This window comes from Allobosea minatitlanensis, assembly GCF_964020775.1.
The window spans coordinates 3,819,740-3,839,788 of record NZ_OZ224509.1 but is presented as its reverse complement, the minus strand read 5'-3'; the positions used below and the strand labels follow the sequence as shown (position 1 = coordinate 3,839,788).

The following is a 20,049-nucleotide window of genomic DNA, read 5'->3' as shown; positions in this document are numbered from 1 at the left end:
TCGCGTCAGCGATGGCCAGGGCGGAGGCTGAATGTCCCGGAGGCTGTATCGGAAGAAGAAACCGCGGATTTTTCGTGAGCCTTAAGCGGAGGAAGAAGACGATGGCGTCCGCGCGGATGTTTCGCCTCACGCTCAAACTGGCCGCTTCTGGACCAACTGCTACCATGCCTATCCGGCCTTCGGCGGCTACAAGCAGCCGGGCATCGGCCGCGAGACCCACAAGATGATGCTCGCTGCCGGCAGACCAAGAACCTGCTGGTCAGCTACGCGCCGAAGAAGCTCTGGCGCGACGCCGTCCTACATCGGCGCGGCGCAGTTCGAGGCCTGGAGCATACCCGCCTGATTCTCGACGTCGTGCCGGGGCGCGGCGGCATGTTCTCGCTCGATAACGGACGCGAGCGGAGGTTTCTCGTGAGGTCCGATCGCGTCCGGGAGTGAGCGGCAGCCGTGACGCCGGCTCCCGCCCGAAAGCCGGCCGCGCCTAAGGCCCGGTCTTCTTTCCGCGCGCGTCGGCGACGGCCTGCCTGAAGCCCTGGTAGTCCAGGGTCGAGGTGCGGAACGGGCCGACGAGATAGGTCGGCGTGCCCTGGAGCCCGAGCGAGTCGGCCTGGGCCATGTTGCGCTTCAGCAGGGCGACGATCCGGTCGCCATGGGCGTCGAGATCGGCCTGCAGGCGCGTCAGGTCGAGACCGGCATCCTTGAGCGCGGCCGATATCTGTTCCTTGCTCAACCGTCCCTTGGTCGCCATCAGCGCGTCATGCGCCCGCTGGTAGCCGCCCTGATAGGCCGCGGCGAGGGCGAGCTGCGCGGCATGGACCGAGGTTTCGCCGATGACCGGCCAGTCCTTGTAGACCAGCCGGATCTTGCCGTCCTCCTTGACGATGCGCGCGAGGTCGGGGGCGGATTTCTTGCAGAACGGACAGTTGTAGTCGAGAAAGGCGACGATGGTGACATCGCCCTTCGGGTTTCCCGAGACCGGAGCTTCCGGATCGTTGAGGATGGCCTCGACGTCGATCCGGGGCGCCGACTGGGCGGATGCGGGGCCCGGCAGCCCGAGGGCGAGGAGCGGTATGCCGGCGAGGATGGCCCGGCGGTGATGGAGCATGGATCTGAGCCCTTTTTCGGTGTCGGAAGGGTGCCGGGGGCGTCGCTGCCTTGGCGAGCGCAGCAGGCCCGGCGACCGCCTCCGCGCTTGCCTTGCGGTGAACGGATGCGGCCATCGGCACCGGCCAGCTTAAGCCAGCCTTAAGCTGGCGGAGGTTTCCGGGGGCAGGGAAGAAAGATGCGTGTCCTGATCGTCGAAGACGACCCCATTCTCGCCGACGGGCTCGCCGTGGGCCTGCGGTTCCACGGCGTCTGCGCCGAGGTGGTCGGTTCCTGCGCCGATGGCCGGCATGCTTTGGCGGCCGGCGCCTTCGACGCGATCGTGCTCGACCTCATGCTGCCGGACGGCTCGGGCCTCGACCTGCTCGAAAGCCTGCGGGCGGCCGGCGAGCGGCGGCCGATTCTTCTGCTCACGGCGCTCGACGAGACGCGCGACCGGATCGCCGGCCTCGATCGCGGCGCCGACGACTATCTGGGCAAGCCCTTCGATCTCGACGAACTCGCCGCCCGCCTGCGCGCGATCGTGCGGCGGGGCGAAGGCCGGGCTGCCGCCACCATTGCCGCGGCCGGGCTCGTTCTCGACCCTGGCAGCCACGGCGTCTCGCGCGGCGGCGTCCCTCTCGACGTGACGCGGCGGGAATTCGCCATTCTGCGCGCCCTCGCCGAGCGGCCGGGGATCATTCGCTCGCGCGCCGAGCTGGAGGAGCGGCTTTATGGCTGGCAGGAGGATGTCGAGAGCAACGCGATCGAGGTCCATGTCCACAATCTGCGCCAGAAGCTCGGCCGCGGGCTGATCGAGACCGTGCGCGGCCTCGGCTATCGCCTGAGGCAGGCGCCGTGACCTCGCTGCGGGCCAGGCTGTTCCTCATCCTGGTCGTGGCCACGGGCCTGATCTGGCTGGCGGCGACGATCTGGATCTATCTCGGCACGAAACGCGAGCTCGAGCACGTCCTCGACACCAGGCTCCAGGAGGCGGCGCGCATGGTCGCCTCGCTGGTCCGCGACGATGGCGGGGCGGGCGGCGCCGCGATCGCTGCCGCGCCGCAGGCCGCCAATGGCTATCAGCGCCAGTTGTCCTGCCAGATCTGGTCGCTGGACGGGCACCTCGTCGCGGCATCGAGCTCGGCGCCGGCCGAGCGGCTGACCGAGGCGGCGGAAGGCTTCTCCTCCAGCCTCGTCGCCGGCGAGCCCTGGCGGGTCTATGCCATCGAGGACGCCGCCAGGGGCGTGCGCGTGCTGGTCGGCGACAGGCTCGGCCTGCGCGACCGGCTGGTGCAGGACCTCGTGCGCGGACTGGTCGCTCCGGCCCTGCTGATCCTGCCGCTCCTGGCAGGGCTGATCTGGCTCTGCGTCGGCCGGGGGCTGGCGCCTCTGAAGAGCATCGCCGCCGATCTCAAGGGCCGCGCCGCCGACGACCTCGCACCGCTGCCGCCCCGGGACATCGCCGAGCTTCGCCCGCTGACCGAGGCGCTGAACGGGCTGTTCGGGCGGCTCGAGGCGGCGCGGCGGCATGAAAGGGCGATCACGGCCTTCGCCGCCCATGAGCTGCGCACGCCGCTCGCCGGCATCCGGACCCAGGCGCAGATCGCGAGGGCAGCGGAGGACGGCACGATGCGCCTGTCGGCGCTCGATAAGATCGTCCAGGGGGTGGATCGGACCGCCCGCCTGATGAGCCAGCTCCTCGCTCTCGCCCGCCTCGACGCCGGCACCGCCTCTCCGGCGGCGGGCCCTGTCGTGCTCGGCCCGCTGCTGCGGGAGATCGACAGGGAGCGCTCGCGGAGCGATCTCGTCGTGGAGATCGACCCGGCGCTCGACGCTTTCGCCGTTGCGGGCGACCCCGACACCCTCGCGGTGGTGCTGCGCAACCTGCATGAGAACGCCTGCGTCCACAGCCCGCATTCGGGACGGGTGCGATGGCGCCTCGAAGGCCGAAGTGGGCTTGCCGTGGAGGATGAGGGGCCGGGCATCCCGCCCGACGAAATCCCGCTCGTCACGCAGCGCTTCTACCGCGGACGCGGTTCCGTGGCGGCCGGAAGCGGGCTCGGGCTGGCGATCGTCGAAGTGGCCCTGACCCGGCTCCGATGCGGCGGGATCCGCTTGGAAAACCGCAGCCCCCGAGGCTTGAAGGCGACGGTCACCTTCCCGGTCGAGGGCGAACCGCGCTCCTGAAGGGCGGCCCCGCCGGGCGCTTGCGGCGCATGCTGCTATCCGCTTCGCCCGACGCGGCAGGAATGCAGATTGTTCGTCGAGGCTCTCGGCCGTTCCCGATCCCGATCCGCCGGAGCCATCGCCACGTCCCCGGCCATAGCGGAAAGGAACGCCTTGTCGATGATCGCCATGGCGCGCGGGAATCACCGAAGGGGTATGACGGTGCGGTCGCGCAGGCCTCGCGCAGCGCCGGCTTCAGTTTCACGCTGGGGTTGCTGGCGCCCGATGCGGCAGCAAAGGGACTGGTGACGCAAGGTCGGTGGCACGAAGTCGCGCCATAAAGGCGGCTGCCGGCCAAACCGTTGCCGACTATCCACTTCTTGTCGCGAAATGCGAGAAGAAGTGGTGCCCAGGAGAGGACTCGAACCTCCACGGCTTTCACCACTGGTACCTGAAACCAGCGCGTCTACCAATTCCGCCACCTGGGCAACGGCGGTTCGTGTACGGGGGGCGCGGCGCGCTGTCAACGGCCTCCCGAAAAGAATTGTGCCGGCTCCCGTCCCGGCTGTTGAAAAGCCGATTGCGGCCCCGCCGTTCCGCGCCCCGCGAAAGACCGGGGAGCGCGGCCTGGGGCCTCTCGCGAGCGTGCGCTGCCGCAGGCCGGAGCGTCGGCATGACCGCCCTGCGCCGCAGCGCGCAAAAGGGATTTCCACTTTCGCGGCATATGATCTAGGAGGACGGAACCATTCTAAACGGAGCTTTCCCGATGGCCGTTCAAGCCCCGTCCCAGCAGCTCGTCACCGTCTTCGGCGGCTCCGGCTTCCTCGGGCGCCATGTCGTGCGCGCCCTGGTCAAGCGCGGCTACCGGGTGCGCGTCGCCGTGCGCCGGCCGGATCTCGCCGGCTTCCTGCAGCCGCTCGGCGTCGTCGGGCAGATCCATGCGGTGCAGGCCAATCTGCGCTATCCCGCCTCCGTCACCGCCGCGGCCATGGGTGCCGATGCGGTCGTCAATCTCGTCGGCATCATGAAGGAGAGCGGCCGCCAGAGCTTCGGCGCCGTCCAGGCCAATGGCGCGCATGCGGTCGCCCTGGCCTGCGCCACGGCCGGCATCGGCCGGCTCGTGCAGGTCTCGGCGCTCGGCGCCGATGCCGAATCGCGCTCGGCCTATGCCCGCACCAAGGCCGAGGGCGAGGCCGCCGTCCGCCAGGTGGTTCCGCAGGCGGTCATCCTGCGCCCCTCGGTGATGTTCGGGCCCGAGGACACGTTCTTCAACCGCTATGCCGCGATGGCCCGGATGCTGCCGGTGCTGCCGCTGATCGGAGACGGGGAGGTCCGGCTGCAGCCGGCTTTCGTCGGCGACGTGGCCGAGGTCGTGGCCCGTGCCGTCGACGGCGGCATCGCGCCCGGCCAGGTCTACGAGCTCGGCGGCCCGGAGGTGATGAGCCTGCGCCGGATCGTCGAGGACATCTGCAAGGTCACCGGCCGCAGGCGCCTGATCGCGCCGCTGCCGCTGCCTCTGGCCGGCGTCGTGGCGCGCGTGCTCGAGGTGGTCGACACCCTCACGCTGGGCCTGCTGCCCAACGAGCTCAAGCTGACGCGCGACCAGGTGCTGCTGCTCGGGCAGGACAACGTCGTCTCGCCGGCGGCGGTCCGGGAAGGCCGCGATTTCGCCGGGCTCGGCATCGCCCCGGTCTCGGTCGAGGCTGAGGTGCCGTCCTATCTCTGGCGGTTCCGCAAGACCGGGCAGTTCGAGGGGGCCCGCACGGCCTGAACCGGCGGGCGACCCGCCATGGCGTTCGATCTCGTCATCTACGACTGCGATGGCACGCTGATCGACAGCGAGACGCTCTATGCCGAGGTCAGCCTCGCTCTGTGCCGTGAGGCCGGCCTGACGGCCTGGACGCTCGAGGATTATTTCAACAATCTCGTCGGGATTCCGCTCACCGCGGGTTTCGCGGTCATCGAGGCGGCGCTGGGCCGCCCGCTTCCCGCCGATTTCGAAAGCCGGATCGAGGCCGGCGTCGCCGCCCGGCTCGCCGGTGAGCTGCGGGCCCTGCCGGGCGTGCGCGCGGCGCTGACGGAGCTGGCCGGGCGCCGCTGCGTCGCCTCCTCGACCAGCCTGGCGCCGCTGCGGCACAATCTCGGGCTCGCCGGCCTTCTCGACCTGTTCGATCCGCATGTCTTCTCGGCCTCGCAGGTGGCGCGCGGCAAGCCGGCGCCGGATGTCTTCCTGTTCGCCGCGTCGCGGATGCAGGCGCGGCCGGAGCGCTGCCTGGTGCTTGAGGATTCGGTGCCGGGCGTCGCGGCGGCGCGGGCGGCCGGCATGCGCGTCGCGGGCTTCGTCGGCACGGCGCGCGACAGGGCGGCGATGGGCGAGCGGCTGCTGGCCGCCGGCGCCGCGCTGATCGTCGAGCGCTACGAGGACTGGCCGCGGGCGGTCGCCGGGCTCGCGGGCTGAGGGGCGGCCTGGCCGCTCAGAGCATGCTCGGCAGCACGCGGTCCGGCGGCTTGTGCCCGTCCATGAAGGTCTTGATGTTGACGATGACCTTCTCGCCCATCTCGGCGCGGCCCTCATGGGTGGCCGAGCCCAGATGGGGCAGCACCACGACCTTGTGCTGGCGCGCGAGCCTGAGCAGGCGCGGATTGATCGCCGGCTCCTGCTCGAACACGTCGAGCCCGGCGCCCGCGAGCTCGCCGGCTTCCAGCATGCGGGCGAGCGCCGTCTCGTCGACGATCTCGCCGCGCGCCGTGTTCACCAGGATGGCGTCCGGCTTCATCAGCTTGAGGCGGCGGGCCGAGAGCAGGTGGTAGGTCGCCGGCGTATGCGGGCAGTTGACGGAGACGATGTCCATCCGCGCCAGCATCTGGTCGAGCGAATCCCAGTAGGTCGCGCCGAGCTTCTCCTCGATGCGGGCGTCGACGCGGCGGCGGTTGTGGTAGTGGATCGAGAGGCCGAAGGCGGCGGCGCGCTTCGCCAGCGCCTGGCCGATCCGGCCCATGCCGACGATGCCGAGCCGCTTGCCGGTGATCCGGCGCCCGAGCATCCAGGTCGGCGACCAGCCGGCCCATTCGTCCTCGGGAATGACACGCGATCCTTCGGCGATGCGCCGCGCCACGGCGAGGATCAGCGCCATCGTCATGTCGGCGGTGTCGTCGGTCAGCACGCCCGGCGTGTTGGTGACGGTGATGCCGCGCTGCACGGCGCTGGCGACGTCGATATTGTCGACGCCGTTGCCGAAATTGGCGATCAGCTTGAGCTGCTCCCCGGCCTCGGCGATGGTCGTGGCGTCGATCCTGTCGGTCACGGTCGGCACCAGCACATCGGCCGTCTTCACCGCCTCGATCAGGGCCGCCTGCGACATCGGCTTGTCGTCGATGTTGAGCCTGGCGTCGAACAATTCGCGCATCCGGGTCTCCACCACGGCCGGCAGCTTGCGCGTCACCACGACCAGCGGCTTCTTCTTCGACATGGCGGTTCCCTTCCTGGCTCGCCGGATTGGCTTTTCTCCCTCAACGCGCCGTTAACCCTGGTGGCCCAGGAATGGGAGGCGGCGCCGTCCGGTTCCCGTTTGTCTAGGCGGCGCGCCGGCGGATGACAACTTGCCCTTTCGCCCGAAAGCGGGGGCCCTAGGAGAGCGATCGATGCTGAGCTTGCGGGTGCGGCCCCTCTTCATGGCGGGCTTCCTCATCGCCGTGACGACAGCGGGGGCGCGCGCGCAGGACATGCAGGCGGGCTCGGTCACGGGGTTGCCGGTGCCGCGCTATGTCAGCCTGAAATCGGACCGGGTGAACCTGCGCGAGGGACCGTCGAAGGAGCACCGCACGCGCTGGGTCTACCAGCGGGCCGGGCTGCCGGTCGAGGTGACGGCGGAGTTCGAGACCTGGCGGCGGGTCCGCGATGCCGACGGCACCGAGGGCTGGGTTCTCCACAGCCTGCTCTCCGGCCGCCGGACGGCGCTCGTCGCGCCCTGGTCCAAGAACAGGAAGGAACTGTTCCCGCTGCGCAGCGCTGCCGATGCCAACGCCGCGGTGGTCGCCGAGCTGCAGCCGGGCGTCGTCACCAGCGTCGCCTCATGCGCCCATCACTGGTGCCGCGTCAGCGTCCGCAACATCAGCGGCTATATGCCTCAGGAGAGGCTCTGGGGCGTCTATCCGAACGAGACGGTCGACTGAGGCGGCCGCGGCCCCGCCTCGGGAGCGGCTCAGCCTTCGATCTTGCGCAGCCGCACGACCACGTCGACATGCGAGATCTCGTAGCCTTCCGGCGGCGTCGGCAGGCTGGCGACGTCGATCTCGCGGGCGGGGATGTCGATGACGCGGTTCTCGCCCTCGACCACGAAATGGTGGTGGTCGTGGCTGGCCGTGTCGAAATAGGTCTTGTTGCCGTCGATGGCGAGCTCGCGCAGCAACCCCGCCTCGGTGAACTGGCGCAGCGTGTTGTAGATCGTCGCCAGCGAAACCGGGATGCGCTCCCTGACCGCTTCCTCGTGCAGCATCTCGGCGCTGATGTGCCGGTCGCCCTTGGCGAACAGCACCCAGCCGAGCGAGACGCGCTGCCGCGTAGGCCGCAGCCCCACCCGGCGCAGCTTCTGGCGGATGTCGTGGAACGGGCACCCCTGACGCATGCTCGATCCGTAGGCCTCGTCCCGGGAAACCAGATCGCCCATGCCTTCGCCGTGTCCCTTCTGCCTGCGGCGGGCACGCCATGCGCCCCGTCTCGTTTGGAATTCATCTGAAATGTAGGGCTTCGGCCGGGCCGCCGCAAGCGCGGGGCTCGTGCCAATCTACTGACAGCGGTTTTCGCCAGGCGGGACGCGGCCGTGCCGCGGCTGCCTCCGCCGGGACCTTCCGCAGCGTTCGCAGCGTCGTGTGGGTGAGCGTTCCTGCGCCCTTTCGTTTTCCGTACGCGGCGTGTTAGGCACGCAGGCATCTTCGTCGGCCGTTCGGCCGTCACCAGGCAACGGAGCAGGAATGCAGCGTCAATCGTCTTTCAGCTACGAGGAGATCCTCGCCTGTGGCCGCGGGGAGCTGTTCGGGCCGGGCAATGCGCAGTTGCCGCTGCCGCCGATGCTGATGTTCGACCGCATTACCGAGATCGCCGAGGAGGGCGGCGAGCACGGCAAGGGCATGGTTCGCGCCGAGTTCGACATCAAGCCCGACCTCTGGTTCTTCGACTGCCATTTCAAGGGCGACCCCGTCATGCCCGGCTGCCTCGGCCTCGACGCGCTCTGGCAGCTCACCGGCTTCTTCCTCGGCTGGCTCGGCCTGCAGGGCCGGGGCCGGGCGCTCGGCGTCGGCGAGGTGAAGTTCGCCGACCAGGTGCTGCCGACGGTCAAGCGCGTTGTCTACGGCGTCGACTTCAAGCGCGTCTTCAAGTCGAAGCTCGTCCTCGGCATCGCCGATGGCTGGCTGGAGGCCGACGGCAAGCGCATCTACACCGTCAGCGACATGCGCGTGGGCCTGTTCAAGCCGGAAGCGGCCTGAGGAAAAACGCAAGCCGACCTTGCGTGCGGCGCCCTTACGGTCCATTTGCGCCGTTGTGAATCCAGAGCGGCGCGGCCCGTCCCGCCGTGGGCGAAGAGCTGGCGAAAAGCTGGAGTGAAGCGAGCATGAGACGCGTCGTCGTCACCGGGATGGGTATCGTCTCGTCCATCGGCAACAACACCCAGGAGGTGCTGTCGTCGCTGAAGGAAGCGAAATCCGGGATCGTCTTCGTGCCCGAATTCGCCGAGCACGGCTTCCGCAGCCAGGTCGCTGGCGTGCCGACTCTCGATCCCGCGACGGTGCTCGACCGGCGCGCCATGCGCTTCCATGGCGGTGGCTCGGCCTGGAACCAGGTCGCCATGGAGCAGGCCATCGCCGATGCCGGCCTGGAGCCGGCCGAGGTCAGCAACGAGCGCACCGGCATCGTCATGGGCTCGGGCGGCCCCTCGACCCGCGCCCTGATCGACGCCTATGACAAGGCGCGCGAGAGCGGCTCCTCCAAGAAGGTCGGCCCCTTCGCCGTGCCCAAGGGCATGTCCTCGACCGCCTCGGCCACGCTCGCCACCTGGTTCAAGATCAAGGGCGTCAACTATTCGATCTCCTCGGCCTGCGCGACCTCGAACCACTGCATCGGCAACGCCTATGAGCTGATCCAGTGGGGCAAGCAGGACGTGATCTTCGCCGGCGGCTGCGAGGAGCTGGACTGGACGCTCTCCGTCCTGTTCGACGCCATGGGCGCGATGTCCTCCGACTTCAACGACCGCCCGGCGGTCGCCTCGCGCGCCTATGACGTCGCCCGCGACGGCTTCGTCATCGCCGGCGGCGCCGGCGTCGTCGTGCTGGAGGAGCTGGAGCACGCCAGGGCGCGCGGCGCCAAGATCTATGGCGAGGTCGTCGGCTACGGCGCCACCTCCGACGGCTATGACATGGTCGCGCCGTCGGGCGAGGGCGCGGTGCGCTGCATGCGCATGGCGCTGGAGGGCGTGAAGGCCAAGGTCGACTACATCAACCCGCACGGCACCTCGACCCCGGTCGGCGACGGCAAGGAGATCGAGGCGATCCGCGAGGTCTTCGGCTCGGGCGAGAAGAGCCCGCCGATCGCCGCGACCAAGTCGCTCACCGGCCATTCGCTCGGCGCGACCGGCGTGCAGGAGGCGATCTACTCTCTCCTGATGCTCAACAACGACTTCATCTGCGAGAGCGCCCATATCGACGAGCTCGACCCCGCCTTCGCCGACATGCCGATCGTGCGCAAGCGCATCGACAATGCGGGCTTGGGCTGCGTGCTCTCCAACTCCTTCGGCTTCGGCGGCACCAACGCCACCATCGTGATGAAGCGGCTGGAGGCGTGAGGGCATCATGCTTCCCCTGATGCAGAACAAGCGCGGCCTCGTCATGGGGGTCGCCAATCAGAACTCGATTGCCTGGGGCATCGCCAAGACCCTGCACGCGCATGGCGCCGCGCTCGCCTTCACCTATCAGGGCGAGGCGCTGGGCAAGCGCGTCAAGCCGCTGGCCGCGAGCATCGGCTCCGACCTGGTCATTCCCTGCGACGTCGAGGACATCGCCTCGGTCGATGCGGCCTTCGCGAAGCTGGACGAGGTCTGGGGCGGCGATCCCGAGCGCAACACGCTCGACTTCCTCGTCCACGCCATCGGCTTCTCCGACAAGAACGAGCTCAAGGGGCTCTATGCCGACACCACGCGCGAGAATTTCTCGCGCACCATGGTGATCTCCTGCTTCTCCTTCACCGAGGCGACGAAGCGGGCGGCGGCGCGCATGCCCCATGGCGGCAGCGTCATCACGCTGACCTATGGCGGCTCGACGCGCATCATGCCGAACTACAACGTCATGGGCGTGGCCAAGGCGGCGCTGGAGGCGAGCGTGCGCTATCTCGCCGGCGATTACGGCCCGCGCGGCATCCGCGTCAACGCGCTCTCGCCCGGTCCCGTCCGGACGCTGGCCGGCGCCGGCATCTCGGATGCGCGCGCCATGCTGTCCTGGCAGCGCGCCAATTCGCCGCTGCGCAAATCGGTGACGCTGGAGGAGATCGGCGGCGCCGCGCTCTACTACCTCTCCGACCTGTCGGGCGGCGTCACCGGCGACGTCCATCATGTCGACGCCGGCTATCACATCACCTCGATGCCGGTGCTCGAAAGCCTGCGGGCGGCGGACCAGGGCGAAGCCTGAGGGCCGCCCGGATGATGCGGCGCGAGGCGGTCGTCGCCGTCGGGGAAGACGACCTCGTCGCCGCCCAGCGGCTGATGCTGCGCGACGGCTTTCGCCAGCGCTCCAGATGGTGGAAGCAGGCCCTGCTCTGCTGCGTCGCCACGGCCTATTTCGCCCTGCTTCTCTCCGGCGCGGTTCCGGGCGGGCTGGCGGGAGCGATCGCGCTGGCCGGCGTCGGATCGCTGCTCCTGGTCTTCGGCCTGCCGGTGGTGATCGTGCTGCTGCTCGGCCGGCGCGCGGCCCGGCGCAATCTCCGCGCGGTGCCGGCCTTCCAGGCCCCCTTGCATTATCGCTGGGACGAGGAGGGCCTCAGCGTCGAGACCGTATCCGGCCATTCCATGCATCGCTGGCCGTCCTATCGGCGCTGGCTCGAGAACGACGCCCTGCTCCTGCTCTGGCCGCATCCGGCCACCTACCAGATCCTGCCGAAGCGCAGCTTCGAGCCGGCGCAGATCGAGGAACTGCGTCGCTTCCTGTCGCAGCGGACCGGAACCTGAAGCCACCGCCCAAGTTTCCCGGTTTTCGAACGGAGGTGGCCATGGCGATAGTCAGGTACGAAGTCGTCGAGCATGACGGGGGCTGGGCCTACAAGGTCGGCGACGTTCTGTCGGAAACCTTCCGCTCGCACGAGGCCGCGCTGAAGGCGGCCACCGAGGCGGCGGCGCGCCAGACGCTCGCCGGCAACACCGACGGCATCGTCTATCAGGACGGCGACGGCCAGTGGCACGAGGAGCTGGCCGACGGCAAGGACCGTCCCTCGACCGAGGTCATCGACGAACCCTGATTCAAAGTGGCCGGCGCTCCGGTTCAGCGCGCGGTGAAGAAGGTCAGCAGCACCTTGTTCTTCTCGCCGAGCAGGCAGAGGAAGCGGCGCGGCTTGTCGGAGCGGTCGGTGCGCAGATAGGCCTCGGCCATGACGATGCGCGTCACCGGAATCGCCTCGATCTTCGCCTCCGACACGGCGACGGTGGCGCCGTCCTCGTCGATATAGATGTCCTTGATCTCGGGCTCCTTCGCCGAGAGCGCGTCGAGCGCCGCCTTCTTGCAGGTCGCGATCTCGGGCGTCGCCGGTTTGGTCGGCGCGATTTCCTGCGCGAAGGCGGGCGTGGCGGCGAGCAGGGCGGCGATAGCAGTCGAAACGGGGAGCTTCATGCGGGGCACTCACGTGAAAGGTGAGAGCTGAACGCGCGAGGAGGGCGCCGGTTCATGCCGCGTGTCATCCCGTGCGCGCTGCGGCGCGCGGTGCCGCTGCGCGGACACGGGACCGTCGGCAGGATGAAATATCGACCGTCCGGTCCATGTCGAAACCTTCGACGATCCCCTGGAAGCGATTGCGTGCGAGAAGGTCATCCAGACATCGCGCCGGGCCTGGAAGGTCGCGCTCATCGAAAGGCAACCCGGCGTGGTCGGACCGCGCCGGGTGGTAGGAGCCTCTGTCGTCACGCGGTCCGGTATATGCGCTGCGGCATTCACATGCCGCAGCGCGCACGGGATGACACCCTCGATGAGCGTTACAATCCCAGCTTCTTCTTGCGCTGGCCGAGCGTGCGCAGGCGCAGCGCGTTGAGCTTGATGAAACCCGCCGCGTCGCGGTGGTCGTAGGCGACCGCGCCTTCCTCGAAGGTGACGAGGTCCTGGTCGTAGAGCGAATAATCGCTCGACCGGCCGATGACGTGGACGCCGCCCTTGTAGAGCTTGAGGCGGACCTCGCCGGTGACGAATTCCTGGCTCTTGTCGATCAGCGCCTGCAGCATCTCGCGCTCGGGCGAGTACCAGAAGCCGTTATACACCAGCTCGGCATATTTCGGCATGATCTCGTCCTTGAGATGGGCCGCGCCGCGGTCGAGGGTGATCGATTCGATCGCGCGGTGCGCGACGTTCAGGATCGTGCCGCCGGGCGTCTCGTACATGCCGCGGCTCTTCATGCCGACGAAGCGGTTCTCGACCAGGTCGAGCCGGCCGATGCCGTTGTCGCGGCCGAGGTCGTTGAGCTTCGCCAGCAGCGTCGCCGGGGAGAGCTTGACGCCGTCGATCGAGACCGCGTCGCCCTTCTCGAAGCCGATGGTGATGACGGTCGGCTTGTCGGGCGCCTCCTCGGGCGAGACGGTGCGCGAGAACACATAGTCCGGCACCTCCTCGTTCGGGTCCTCCAGCACGCGGCCCTCCGAGGAGGAGTGCAGCAGGTTGGCGTCGACCGAGAAGGGTGCCTCGCCGCGCTTGTTCTTGGCGATCGGGATCTGGTGCTGCTCGGCGAAGGCGATGAGCTGCTCGCGCGAGCGCAGATCCCATTCGCGCCAGGGCGCGATCACGGCGATGTCGGGTTTCAGCGCATAGGCGGTGAGCTCGAAACGGACCTGGTCGTTGCCCTTGCCGGTGGCGCCGTGGGAGACGGCGTCGGCCCCGACCTGCTCCGCGATCTCGATCAGCCGCTTGGCGATCAGCGGCCGCGCGATCGAGGTGCCGAGCAGATAGACGCCCTCATAGGCGGCGTTGGCCCGGAACATCGGGAAGACGAAGTCGCGCACGAATTCCTCGCGCAGATCCTCGATGAAGATGTTCTCCGGCTTGATGCCGAGCAGCAGCGCCTTGTCGCGCGCCGGCCCCAGTTCCTCGCCCTGGCCGAGATCGGCGGTGAAGGTCACGACCTCGCATCGATAGGTGGTCTGCAGCCATTTGAGGATGATCGAGGTGTCGAGACCGCCGGAATAGGCGAGGACGACCTTCTTCACGCTGCTGTCAGCCATCTGTTCGATTTCCTTCTGGCAGCCCCCATGGGCCGCGTTTCGGACGCAATGGCGCACTATCCCAGCCATGGGAGCGACGCAATCGGAACCTTCTGATCGATTCCGTGTCATCCGCTGATGGATCGCCGGAACCGGCTTCGCCCCTGCAACGCGAGCGTGCGTCCTGCGCGCTTGCCGTCGGGTCTCGCAGGGCACAAGCTCGCGGGGCGCGACACGAGATGACGACCTGTTCGGAGGCTGAATGCCGAATCGTCCCGTTCTGGACTTCTGGTATGAGTTCGCGTCGCCCTATTCCTGCCTGAGCGCCCTGAGGATCGAGAAACTGGCCGAGGAGGCCGATGTCGCCCTGCGCTGGCGGCCCTTTCTGCTCGGTCCGATCTTCGCCGCGCAGGGCTGGAACAGCTCGCCTTTCGCGATCTATCCGAACAAGGGCCGCTATATGTGGCGCGATACCGCCCGGCGCGGCCGGCGGCTCGGCATCGAGATGCTCAAGCCCGAGAACTTCCCGCAGAATTCGCTGGCGGCGGCGCGCCTCGCCCTGGCCGGGCGGGAGGAGGGCTGGACGCCGGCCTTCTCCCGGGCGGTCTTCCGGGCCCAGTTCTGCGAGGGGCGCAACATCGCCGACGAGGTCGTGCTCGGCGCCGCGCTGAAGCAGGCCGGCGGCGAGCCCGGCGCCGCGATCCCGCTGTCGCGCAGCGAGGAGGTCAAGGGCCGCCTGCGCGCCGAGATCGAATATGCCCGGTCGATCGGCATCTTCGGCGCGCCCTTCTTCGTCACCGGGGACGGCGAGCCGTTCTGGGGAGACGACCGCCTGGAGGAGGCGCTCGGCTGGGCCCGCGACGGGCGCTGAGACCCTGAGACGCGCGCGCCGGCTCCTGGCCGGTCAGCGCGTCCCCCGCTCCGGCTCCGGCTCCGGCTGCGGACGCGACCACGGACCGCGGGCGGCGTTCTCCTCGACCATGGTCGGCAGGTCCTGGCGCTCGGCGAGCTTCGGCGGGTGGGGCGGCATCGCCGGCATGCGCCCGCCGGCGGTCTCGATCAGCGCCTGCACGCGCTTGGTGACGGAGGGATGGGTCGAGAACAGATCGGCGAAATCGTCCGGGTCGTTCTCGAAGCACATATCCATCACGCCGGAAGGCACGCCGTCGATATCGGCCCGGCCCGAGATCTTGAGCAGGGCCGAGATCATCGCATCGGGATTCTTGGTCAGTTCCACCGCCCCGGCATCGGCGAGGTATTCGCGCGAGCGCGACAGCGACAGCCGGACCAGCACCGCCAGGAACCAGGAGACCGCGATCACGGCGATGCCGAGGAGGACGGCGAAACCGTTGCCCTTCTTCGAATCGTCGGAGGAGACGCGGATGTTGCTGCGCCCGAGGCCGCGGAAGACGAGCTCGCCGGCAAAGGAGATCACGCCCGCGATCACCACGGCGATCACCATCAGCCGGACGTCGCCGTTGCGGATATGGGTCAGCTCATGCGCCAGGACCGCCTCGACCTCCTGGTCGTCGAGCTGGGCCAGCAGGCCGCTGGTGACGGTCACGGTGAACTGCCTGTCGTTGACGCCGCTGGCGAAGGCGTTGAGCGCGTCGCTCTGCATGATCGCGAGCTTCGGCATCGGCAGGCCGCGCGAGATGCACAGGTTTTCCAGCATCCGGTAAAGCTTGGGGTTGTCCGCCTGGCTGATGCCCTTGGCTCCCGTCACCGCCCCGATCATCGCGACATTCATGCGGAAGCCGAGGAAGACCCACAGGACCGTCGCCAGGGTGATGAACGGGAACCACGAGCGGAAGACGCGGTTGGCCTCGCCTAAAACGGACTGCCCGCGCGGCACGCCGCCATAGCCATAGGCGACCAGCAGCAGCCCCCAGGTGGTGAGATAGACCAGCAGGAAGAGCCCGGCGATCAGGAGGTTGGACCTGATCCGGTTGTTGCGCTGATGGGTATAGAGCCCGAAGGCCTGCGCCATCGCAGCCGCTCCCTTGCCGTAAGCGCCGGTCCTGCCGTCAGAACTTCACGCTCGGTGCGGTCTCGATCTGGCTGCGGGTCTCGGGGCCGACATCGAAGAATTCGCGCTGGCTGAAGCCCATCTGCGGGGCGAAGAGAACGGCCGGGAAGGCCTGGATCGCGGCGTTGAACTCGCTCACCGCATTGTTGAAGAAGCGCCGGGCCGCCGCGAGCTTGTCCTCGACGTTGCCGAGGTCGACCTGCAATTGCTGGAAATTGGCGCTCGCCTTGAGGTCCGGATAGGCCTCGCCCAGCGCCAGCAGCCGCCCGACCGCGCCGGACAACTGCTGCTCGGCCGCCGCCTTGTCGTGGACGCTGCCCGCTCCTTGCGCGGCGTTGCGGGCGGCGATCACGGCGTCGAGCGTCGATTTCTCATGGGTGGCGTAGCCCTTCACCGTCTCGACGAGGTTCGGGATCAGGTCGTGCCGCTGCTTGAGCTGGACGTCGATATCGGCGAAGGCCTGGTTGACGCGCTGCCGCATCGCGACCAGCCCGTTATAGGTCATCACCAGATAGATCGCGAGGACGACGACCAGCCCCAGAATGATCCAGCCCATGAAGCGCTCTCCCCAAGCCCGCGCGATGCCGGGCGACAGAGTGGCATGAAACCGGGCGGGCACGGAAGCCGCGCCCTTCATCGCGATCTTGACGCGGCCGACGCTTCGTGCCGGACGGAGACGGCGCGGAAAAAACGCGGTTTCCCGGCCGATCCGGCCGATGGCCCTTGCCCTGATGCCGCGCTTGCACTAAATCCCGCCTGTCCGAATGGCCGTGATCCATCATGCGCCGGGGGCGGCCTCCGAGGCTGGCTCCCGTTTCGTGCTGGAAACGCAGCCTGCGGATGCGGATCTCTCCGGCGGCTCTGGTGCCTGCGGCTCTTCGACGAGCCGGAAGCCTCCCGAGCGGAGGCGCCGACGGCAGCGATCCGGCCTGCAACACGAACCGAAGGCACCATGCCGGACATCCGCGGGATACGCGGCCGGCTCCCAGGAGATTACATGTCAGCAGTTGAGAGCTACAACGCGGGCCGCGAGGATTTCGCCGCCCTGCTCGAAGAGTCCTTCACCAAGAACGAAGCCCTCGAAGGTTCCGTCATCAAGGGCAAGGTCGTCGCCATTGAGAAGGACATGGCGATCATCGACGTCGGTCTGAAGACCGAAGGTCGCGTCGCGCTCAAGGAATTCACCGGCCCCGGCCGCGAGCAGGAGCTGAACGTCGGCGACGAGGTCGAGGTCTATCTGGACCGGATCGAGAACGCGCTCGGCGAAGCCGTCATCAGCCGTGACAAGGCCCGTCGCGAAGAGAGCTGGGTCAAGCTCGAGAAGGCCTTCGAGGCCCGCGAGAAGGTCACCGGCATGATCTTCAACACCGTCAAGGGCGGCTACACCGTCGATCTCGACGGCGCCGTCGCCTTCCTGCCGCGCAGCCAAGTCGACATCCGTCCGATCCGCGACGTCGGCCCGCTGATGGGCCAGCCGCAGCCCTTCGAGATCCTCAAGATGGATCGCCGCCGCGGCAACATCGTCGTGTCGCGCCGCACCGTCCTCGAAGAGACCCGCGCCGAGGCGCGCTCCGAGCTGGTCGCCTCGCTCGAAGAGGGCCAGGTCATCGACGGCGTCGTCAAGAACATCACCGAATACGGTGCGTTCGTCGACCTCGGCGGCATCGACGGCCTGCTGCACGTCACCGACATGGCGTGGCGCCGCGTGAACCACCCGTCCGAGGTCGTGACCATCGGCCAGACGGTCAAGGTCAAGATCATCAAGATCAACCAGGACACGCACCGCATCTCGCTCGGCATCAAGCAGTTGCTGGCCGATCCGTGGGACGGCATCGCCGAGCGCTATCCGGTCGGCACCCGCCTCAAGGGCCGCGTGACCAACATCACGGACTACGGCGCGTTCGTCGAGGTGGAGCCGGGCATCGAAGGCCTGATCCACGTCTCCGAGATGTCCTGGACCAAGAAGAACGTCCACCCCGGCAAGATCGTCTCGACCTCGCAGGAAGTCGACGTCGCGATCCTCGAGGTCGATCCGGTCAAGCGCCGCATCTCGCTCGGCCTCAAGCAGACGCTCCGCAACCCGTGGGAAGTCTTCGCCGAGCAGCATCCGCAGGGCTCGGTGGTCGAGGGCGAGGTCAAGAACAAGACCGAGTTCGGCCTGTTCCTGGGCCTCGAAGGCGACATCGACGGCATGATCCACCTCTCGGATCTCGACTGGAACCGTCCGGGCGAGCAGGTCATCGAGGAGTACAAGAAGGGCGACGTGCTGCAGGCCGTCGTTCTCGATGTCGACGTGGAGAAGGAGCGCATCTCGCTCGGCCTGAAGCAGCTTGGCGGCGATCCCTTCGTGGATGCCGGCGAGTTCAAGAAGGGCCAGGTCGTCACCTGCGAGGTGGTCGAGGTCAAGGACTCCGGTCTCGACGTCAAGATCGTCGGCACCGACATGATGACCTTCATCAAGCGCGCCGAGCTGGCGCGTGACCGCGCCGAGCAGCGCCCCGAGCGCTTCGCGGCCGGCGAGAAGGTCGATGCCCGCGTCGTCCTCTTCGACAAGAAGGCCCGCAAGATCCAGGTCTCGATCAAGGCCCTGGAGATGGCCGAGGAGAAGGAGGCGATCGCCCAGTTCGGTTCGCAGGACTCCGGCGCCTCGCTCGGCGACATCCTCGGTGCCGCCCTCAAGAAGGCCGGCGACAAGAAGTGAGGTTTCGGCTGCTGCGGCAGCCGGCCTTCGAGATCAGCCCGCGCGGAGAAATCCGCGCGGGCTTTTGTTTCGGTTGTCATCATTCATGGGTTGGCGGTGGTCATCCCGGGCGAAGCGCAGCGTAGACCCGGGATCCATGCCTGAACCTTTGCCGGAAACGATCCGGCATGGATCCCGGATCGGCGCCGCTTCGCGGCTTGTCCGGGATGACGGCGCGATTGTTGGCCGCGCATCGCCTAGTGAGGAGAAGCATCATGACCCCCGCCGCCATCGGCATCGACTTCGGCACCACCAACAGCGTCGTCGCGCTGGCGGGAGCCGACGGCAAGGTCGTGACGCGCTCCTTCGCGACACGGCAGGGCGCGGTCGACGCCTATCGCTCGGCGCTGATGTTCTGGCGCGAAGGCCGGCCGCCGCAGAGCCGCATCACCCATGTCAGCGGCCCCGACGCGCTCGACATGGCGCTCGGCATGACCAGCGAGCACCGCTTCCTGCAATCGCTCAAGACGCATCTCTCCAGCCGCGCCTTCCAGGAGACGCGGCTCTTCGGCAAGCTCTTCCGGCTGGAGGATCTGATCGGCGTCTTCCTCGGCGACCTGACCAAGGGGCTGGCCGATGCCGCGACGCTGCCGCTGGTCTCGGGCCGGCCCGTCGTCTTCGCCGGCGAGCGGCCGGACGAGGAGCTGGCGCTGGGGCGCCTGAAGGGTTCCTATGGCAAGGCGGGCATGGACCAGGTCGATTTCGCCTATGAGCCGCTCGGCGCCGCCTACTGGTACGCCCGCGAGCTGAAGACGCCGCAGACCATGCTGGTCGCCGATTTCGGCGGCGGCACCAGCGACTTCTCGGTGATGCGCTTCGAGCCCGGCGAGCGCGGCGGGCTGGAGGCGATCCCGCTCTCCCATGCCGGCGTCGGCGTCGCCGGCGACACCTTCGACTACCGGATCATCGAGCACGCCGTCTCGCCGGCGCTGGGCAAGGGCACGGAATACCGCTCCTTCGGCAAGCTGCTGCCGGTGCCGGCGCATTACCACGCCGCCTTCGCGCAATGGCACAAGCTCTCGCTGATGAAGAGCCGCGAGACCATGGCCGAGCTCAACGCCCTGATCCGCGAGGCCGTCGAGCCCGGCAAGCTCGAGGATCTGCTGACCGTGATCGAATACGATCTCGGCTACGAGCTCTACCGCGCCGTCTCGGCCGCCAAGATCGCGCTGTCGGAACGGGACGAGACGGTGCTGCGCTTCGTCCAGATGGGCGTCGCCATCGAAAGCCCGATCCGCCGCCTCGATTTCGAGCGCTGGATCGCCGAGGATGTCGGCGCGATCGAGATCGCGCTCGACCGGGCGCTGGCGGATGCCGGCGTCGACGCCGGCCGGATCGAGGCCGTCTTCATGACCGGCGGAACCTCGCATGTGCCGGCGGTGCGAGCCCTGTTCGACCGGCGCTTCGGCGCGGGGAAGGTTCATATCGGCGACGCCTTCCGCTCGGTCGCGAGCGGGCTCGCCTTGGTCGCGCGCGACCGGGCGCGCGCCTCGGTCGCGGCCTGAAGCGGCGCCGGGCGCCTTGCCCGGCCGGCGCGACGGGGTTACACCACGGGCCCCAGAGCACGCGCTGATCGGATTGCGGTGCAATCT

The 20,049-nt window shown here is 68.5% G+C and carries 20 protein-coding genes, 1 tRNA gene and 2 pseudogenes; 15 read left to right on the top strand and 8 right to left on the bottom strand.

Features of this window, described 5'->3' with window-relative positions; translation table 11 throughout:
• Positions 1 to 133: 133 nt before the first annotated feature.
• Both ACWH43_RS18970 and ACWH43_RS18965 read left to right on the top strand, forming a co-directional pair.
• Positions 134 to 282 (top strand): annotated as a pseudogene (locus ACWH43_RS18970) (aldehyde dehydrogenase); the annotation flags it as partial.
• A gap of 1 nt (position 283) precedes the next feature.
• A pseudogene (locus ACWH43_RS18965) lies at positions 284 to 438 on the top strand (DUF779 domain-containing protein); the annotation flags it as partial.
• Between the two features lie 43 nt (positions 439 to 481).
• Here the strand turns inward: ACWH43_RS18965 and ACWH43_RS18960 are convergent.
• Complete coding sequence (locus tag ACWH43_RS18960; protein WP_158446194.1) at positions 482 to 1,105, bottom strand: DsbA family protein; 624 nt, start codon at positions 1,103 to 1,105, stop codon at positions 482 to 484.
• 177 nt (positions 1,106 to 1,282) lie between these two features.
• Here ACWH43_RS18960 and ACWH43_RS18955 point away from each other — a divergent pair, with 177 nt between their 5' ends.
• Together ACWH43_RS18955 and ACWH43_RS18950 are read left to right on the top strand one after the other, a co-directional pair.
• Positions 1,283 to 1,945: a response regulator gene (locus ACWH43_RS18955; RefSeq protein ID WP_158446195.1), complete on the top strand. Its 663-nt coding sequence runs from the start codon at positions 1,283 to 1,285 to the stop codon at positions 1,943 to 1,945.
• Entirely contained in the window at positions 1,942 to 3,273 is a 1,332-nt protein-coding gene (locus tag ACWH43_RS18950; protein ID WP_158446196.1) for an ATP-binding protein, read from the top strand. The genes ACWH43_RS18955 and ACWH43_RS18950 overlap by 4 nt, the downstream gene beginning before the upstream one ends.
• Before the next feature lie 382 nt (positions 3,274 to 3,655).
• Here the strand turns inward: ACWH43_RS18950 and ACWH43_RS18945 are convergent.
• A tRNA-Leu gene (locus tag ACWH43_RS18945) sits at positions 3,656 to 3,740 on the bottom strand.
• Between the two features lie 278 nt (positions 3,741 to 4,018).
• Here ACWH43_RS18945 and ACWH43_RS18940 point away from each other — a divergent pair.
• On the top strand, positions 4,019 to 5,023 hold the full coding sequence (locus tag ACWH43_RS18940; RefSeq protein ID WP_158446197.1) for a complex I NDUFA9 subunit family protein: 1,005 nt from the start codon (positions 4,019 to 4,021) through the stop codon (positions 5,021 to 5,023).
• 18 nt (positions 5,024 to 5,041) lie between these two features.
• Positions 5,042 to 5,710: an HAD family hydrolase gene (locus ACWH43_RS18935; protein WP_158446198.1), complete on the top strand. Its 669-nt coding sequence runs from the start codon at positions 5,042 to 5,044 to the stop codon at positions 5,708 to 5,710.
• 16 nt (positions 5,711 to 5,726) lie between these two features.
• Here ACWH43_RS18935 and ACWH43_RS18930 read toward each other — a convergent pair whose 3' ends face one another.
• Positions 5,727 to 6,722: a 2-hydroxyacid dehydrogenase gene (locus ACWH43_RS18930; protein WP_158446199.1), complete on the bottom strand. Its 996-nt coding sequence runs from the start codon at positions 6,720 to 6,722 to the stop codon at positions 5,727 to 5,729.
• A 172-nt stretch (positions 6,723 to 6,894) separates the two neighbouring features.
• Here ACWH43_RS18930 and ACWH43_RS18925 point away from each other — a divergent pair, with 172 nt between their 5' ends.
• Positions 6,895 to 7,425 carry an SH3 domain-containing protein gene (locus ACWH43_RS18925; RefSeq protein ID WP_158446200.1) on the top strand — a complete coding sequence of 177 codons (531 nt, stop codon included), beginning with the start codon at positions 6,895 to 6,897 and terminating at the stop codon, positions 7,423 to 7,425.
• A 29-nt stretch (positions 7,426 to 7,454) separates the two neighbouring features.
• Here the strand turns inward: ACWH43_RS18925 and irrA are convergent, their stop codons facing one another.
• Positions 7,455 to 7,919: an iron response transcriptional regulator IrrA gene (gene irrA / locus ACWH43_RS18920; protein ID WP_158446201.1), complete on the bottom strand. Its 465-nt coding sequence runs from the start codon at positions 7,917 to 7,919 to the stop codon at positions 7,455 to 7,457.
• A 304-nt stretch (positions 7,920 to 8,223) separates the two neighbouring features.
• Here irrA and fabA point away from each other — a divergent pair, with 304 nt between their 5' ends.
• The 5 genes from fabA to ACWH43_RS18895 all read left to right on the top strand — a co-directional run bounded on the left by fabA (position 8,224) and on the right by ACWH43_RS18895 (position 11,749).
• A complete protein-coding gene (fabA, locus tag ACWH43_RS18915; RefSeq protein ID WP_158446202.1) occupies positions 8,224 to 8,736 on the top strand; it encodes a 3-hydroxyacyl-[acyl-carrier-protein] dehydratase FabA in 513 nt (170 codons plus the stop codon).
• Positions 8,737 to 8,861: 125 nt separating this feature from the next.
• Positions 8,862 to 10,088 (top strand): beta-ketoacyl-ACP synthase I, encoded by a 1,227-nt coding sequence (gene fabB / locus ACWH43_RS18910; protein WP_158446203.1) that lies wholly within the window; start codon positions 8,862 to 8,864, stop codon positions 10,086 to 10,088.
• 7 nt (positions 10,089 to 10,095) lie between these two features.
• Entirely contained in the window at positions 10,096 to 10,926 is an 831-nt protein-coding gene (gene fabI, locus ACWH43_RS18905; protein ID WP_158446204.1) for an enoyl-ACP reductase FabI, read from the top strand.
• Between the two features lie 11 nt (positions 10,927 to 10,937).
• Positions 10,938 to 11,462: a YcxB family protein gene (locus ACWH43_RS18900; RefSeq protein ID WP_158446205.1), complete on the top strand. Its 525-nt coding sequence runs from the start codon at positions 10,938 to 10,940 to the stop codon at positions 11,460 to 11,462.
• Positions 11,463 to 11,503: 41 nt separating this feature from the next.
• Entirely contained in the window at positions 11,504 to 11,749 is a 246-nt protein-coding gene (locus tag ACWH43_RS18895; protein WP_158446206.1) for a DUF2188 domain-containing protein, read from the top strand.
• A gap of 23 nt (positions 11,750 to 11,772) precedes the next feature.
• On the opposite strand, the gene ACWH43_RS18890 is transcribed toward ACWH43_RS18895, so the two are convergent.
• Both ACWH43_RS18890 and ACWH43_RS18885 read right to left on the bottom strand, forming a co-directional pair.
• Complete coding sequence (locus ACWH43_RS18890) at positions 11,773 to 12,117, bottom strand: hypothetical protein (protein ID WP_158446207.1); 345 nt, start codon at positions 12,115 to 12,117, stop codon at positions 11,773 to 11,775.
• Between the two features lie 359 nt (positions 12,118 to 12,476).
• Positions 12,477 to 13,709 carry an argininosuccinate synthase gene (locus ACWH43_RS18885; protein WP_158446208.1) on the bottom strand — a complete coding sequence of 411 codons (1,233 nt, stop codon included), beginning with the start codon at positions 13,707 to 13,709 and terminating at the stop codon, positions 12,477 to 12,479.
• A gap of 241 nt (positions 13,710 to 13,950) precedes the next feature.
• Here ACWH43_RS18885 and ACWH43_RS18880 point away from each other — a divergent pair, with 241 nt between their 5' ends.
• On the top strand, positions 13,951 to 14,559 hold the full coding sequence (locus ACWH43_RS18880) for a 2-hydroxychromene-2-carboxylate isomerase (protein ID WP_158446209.1): 609 nt from the start codon (positions 13,951 to 13,953) through the stop codon (positions 14,557 to 14,559).
• A gap of 33 nt (positions 14,560 to 14,592) precedes the next feature.
• Here ACWH43_RS18880 and ACWH43_RS18875 read toward each other — a convergent pair whose 3' ends face one another.
• Entirely contained in the window at positions 14,593 to 15,678 is a 1,086-nt protein-coding gene (locus ACWH43_RS18875; RefSeq protein WP_158446210.1) for a M48 family metallopeptidase, read from the bottom strand.
• 37 nt (positions 15,679 to 15,715) lie between these two features.
• Entirely contained in the window at positions 15,716 to 16,273 is a 558-nt protein-coding gene (locus ACWH43_RS18870; RefSeq protein ID WP_158446211.1) for a LemA family protein, read from the bottom strand.
• Positions 16,274 to 16,714: 441 nt separating this feature from the next.
• Between ACWH43_RS18870 and rpsA the strand changes: the two genes are divergently transcribed.
• Positions 16,715 to 18,418, top strand: a complete 1,704-nt coding sequence (gene rpsA, locus ACWH43_RS18865) for a 30S ribosomal protein S1 (RefSeq protein WP_158446212.1) — start codon at positions 16,715 to 16,717, stop codon at positions 18,416 to 18,418.
• 254 nt (positions 18,419 to 18,672) lie between these two features.
• On the top strand, positions 18,673 to 19,962 hold the full coding sequence (locus ACWH43_RS18860) for an Hsp70 family protein (RefSeq protein ID WP_260349269.1): 1,290 nt from the start codon (positions 18,673 to 18,675) through the stop codon (positions 19,960 to 19,962).
• Positions 19,963 to 20,049: the final 87 nt, after the last annotated feature.

Coding starts and splice junctions, on each gene's coding strand:
- ACWH43_RS18955 (WP_158446195.1), top strand. CDS start 1,283: ATGCGTGTCCTGATCGTCGAAGACGACCCCATTCTCGCCGACGGGCTC.
- ACWH43_RS18895 (WP_158446206.1), top strand. CDS start 11,504: ATGGCGATAGTCAGGTACGAAGTCGTCGAGCATGACGGGGGCTGGGCC.
- ACWH43_RS18885 (WP_158446208.1), bottom strand. CDS start 13,709: ATGGCTGACAGCAGCGTGAAGAAGGTCGTCCTCGCCTATTCCGGCGGT.
- fabI (WP_158446204.1), top strand. CDS start 10,096: ATGCTTCCCCTGATGCAGAACAAGCGCGGCCTCGTCATGGGGGTCGCC.
- ACWH43_RS18925 (WP_158446200.1), top strand. CDS start 6,895: ATGCTGAGCTTGCGGGTGCGGCCCCTCTTCATGGCGGGCTTCCTCATC.
- ACWH43_RS18930 (WP_158446199.1), bottom strand. CDS start 6,722: ATGTCGAAGAAGAAGCCGCTGGTCGTGGTGACGCGCAAGCTGCCGGCC.
- fabA (WP_158446202.1), top strand. CDS start 8,224: ATGCAGCGTCAATCGTCTTTCAGCTACGAGGAGATCCTCGCCTGTGGC.
- rpsA (WP_158446212.1), top strand. CDS start 16,715: ATGTCAGCAGTTGAGAGCTACAACGCGGGCCGCGAGGATTTCGCCGCC.
- ACWH43_RS18890 (WP_158446207.1), bottom strand. CDS start 12,117: ATGAAGCTCCCCGTTTCGACTGCTATCGCCGCCCTGCTCGCCGCCACG.
- ACWH43_RS18900 (WP_158446205.1), top strand. CDS start 10,938: ATGATGCGGCGCGAGGCGGTCGTCGCCGTCGGGGAAGACGACCTCGTC.
- ACWH43_RS18880 (WP_158446209.1), top strand. CDS start 13,951: ATGCCGAATCGTCCCGTTCTGGACTTCTGGTATGAGTTCGCGTCGCCC.
- ACWH43_RS18935 (WP_158446198.1), top strand. CDS start 5,042: ATGGCGTTCGATCTCGTCATCTACGACTGCGATGGCACGCTGATCGAC.
- ACWH43_RS18860 (WP_260349269.1), top strand. CDS start 18,673: ATGACCCCCGCCGCCATCGGCATCGACTTCGGCACCACCAACAGCGTC.
- ACWH43_RS18940 (WP_158446197.1), top strand. CDS start 4,019: ATGGCCGTTCAAGCCCCGTCCCAGCAGCTCGTCACCGTCTTCGGCGGC.
- irrA (WP_158446201.1), bottom strand. CDS start 7,919: ATGGGCGATCTGGTTTCCCGGGACGAGGCCTACGGATCGAGCATGCGT.
- fabB (WP_158446203.1), top strand. CDS start 8,862: ATGAGACGCGTCGTCGTCACCGGGATGGGTATCGTCTCGTCCATCGGC.
- ACWH43_RS18875 (WP_158446210.1), bottom strand. CDS start 15,678: ATGGCGCAGGCCTTCGGGCTCTATACCCATCAGCGCAACAACCGGATC.
- ACWH43_RS18960 (WP_158446194.1), bottom strand. CDS start 1,105: ATGCTCCATCACCGCCGGGCCATCCTCGCCGGCATACCGCTCCTCGCC.
- ACWH43_RS18870 (WP_158446211.1), bottom strand. CDS start 16,273: ATGGGCTGGATCATTCTGGGGCTGGTCGTCGTCCTCGCGATCTATCTG.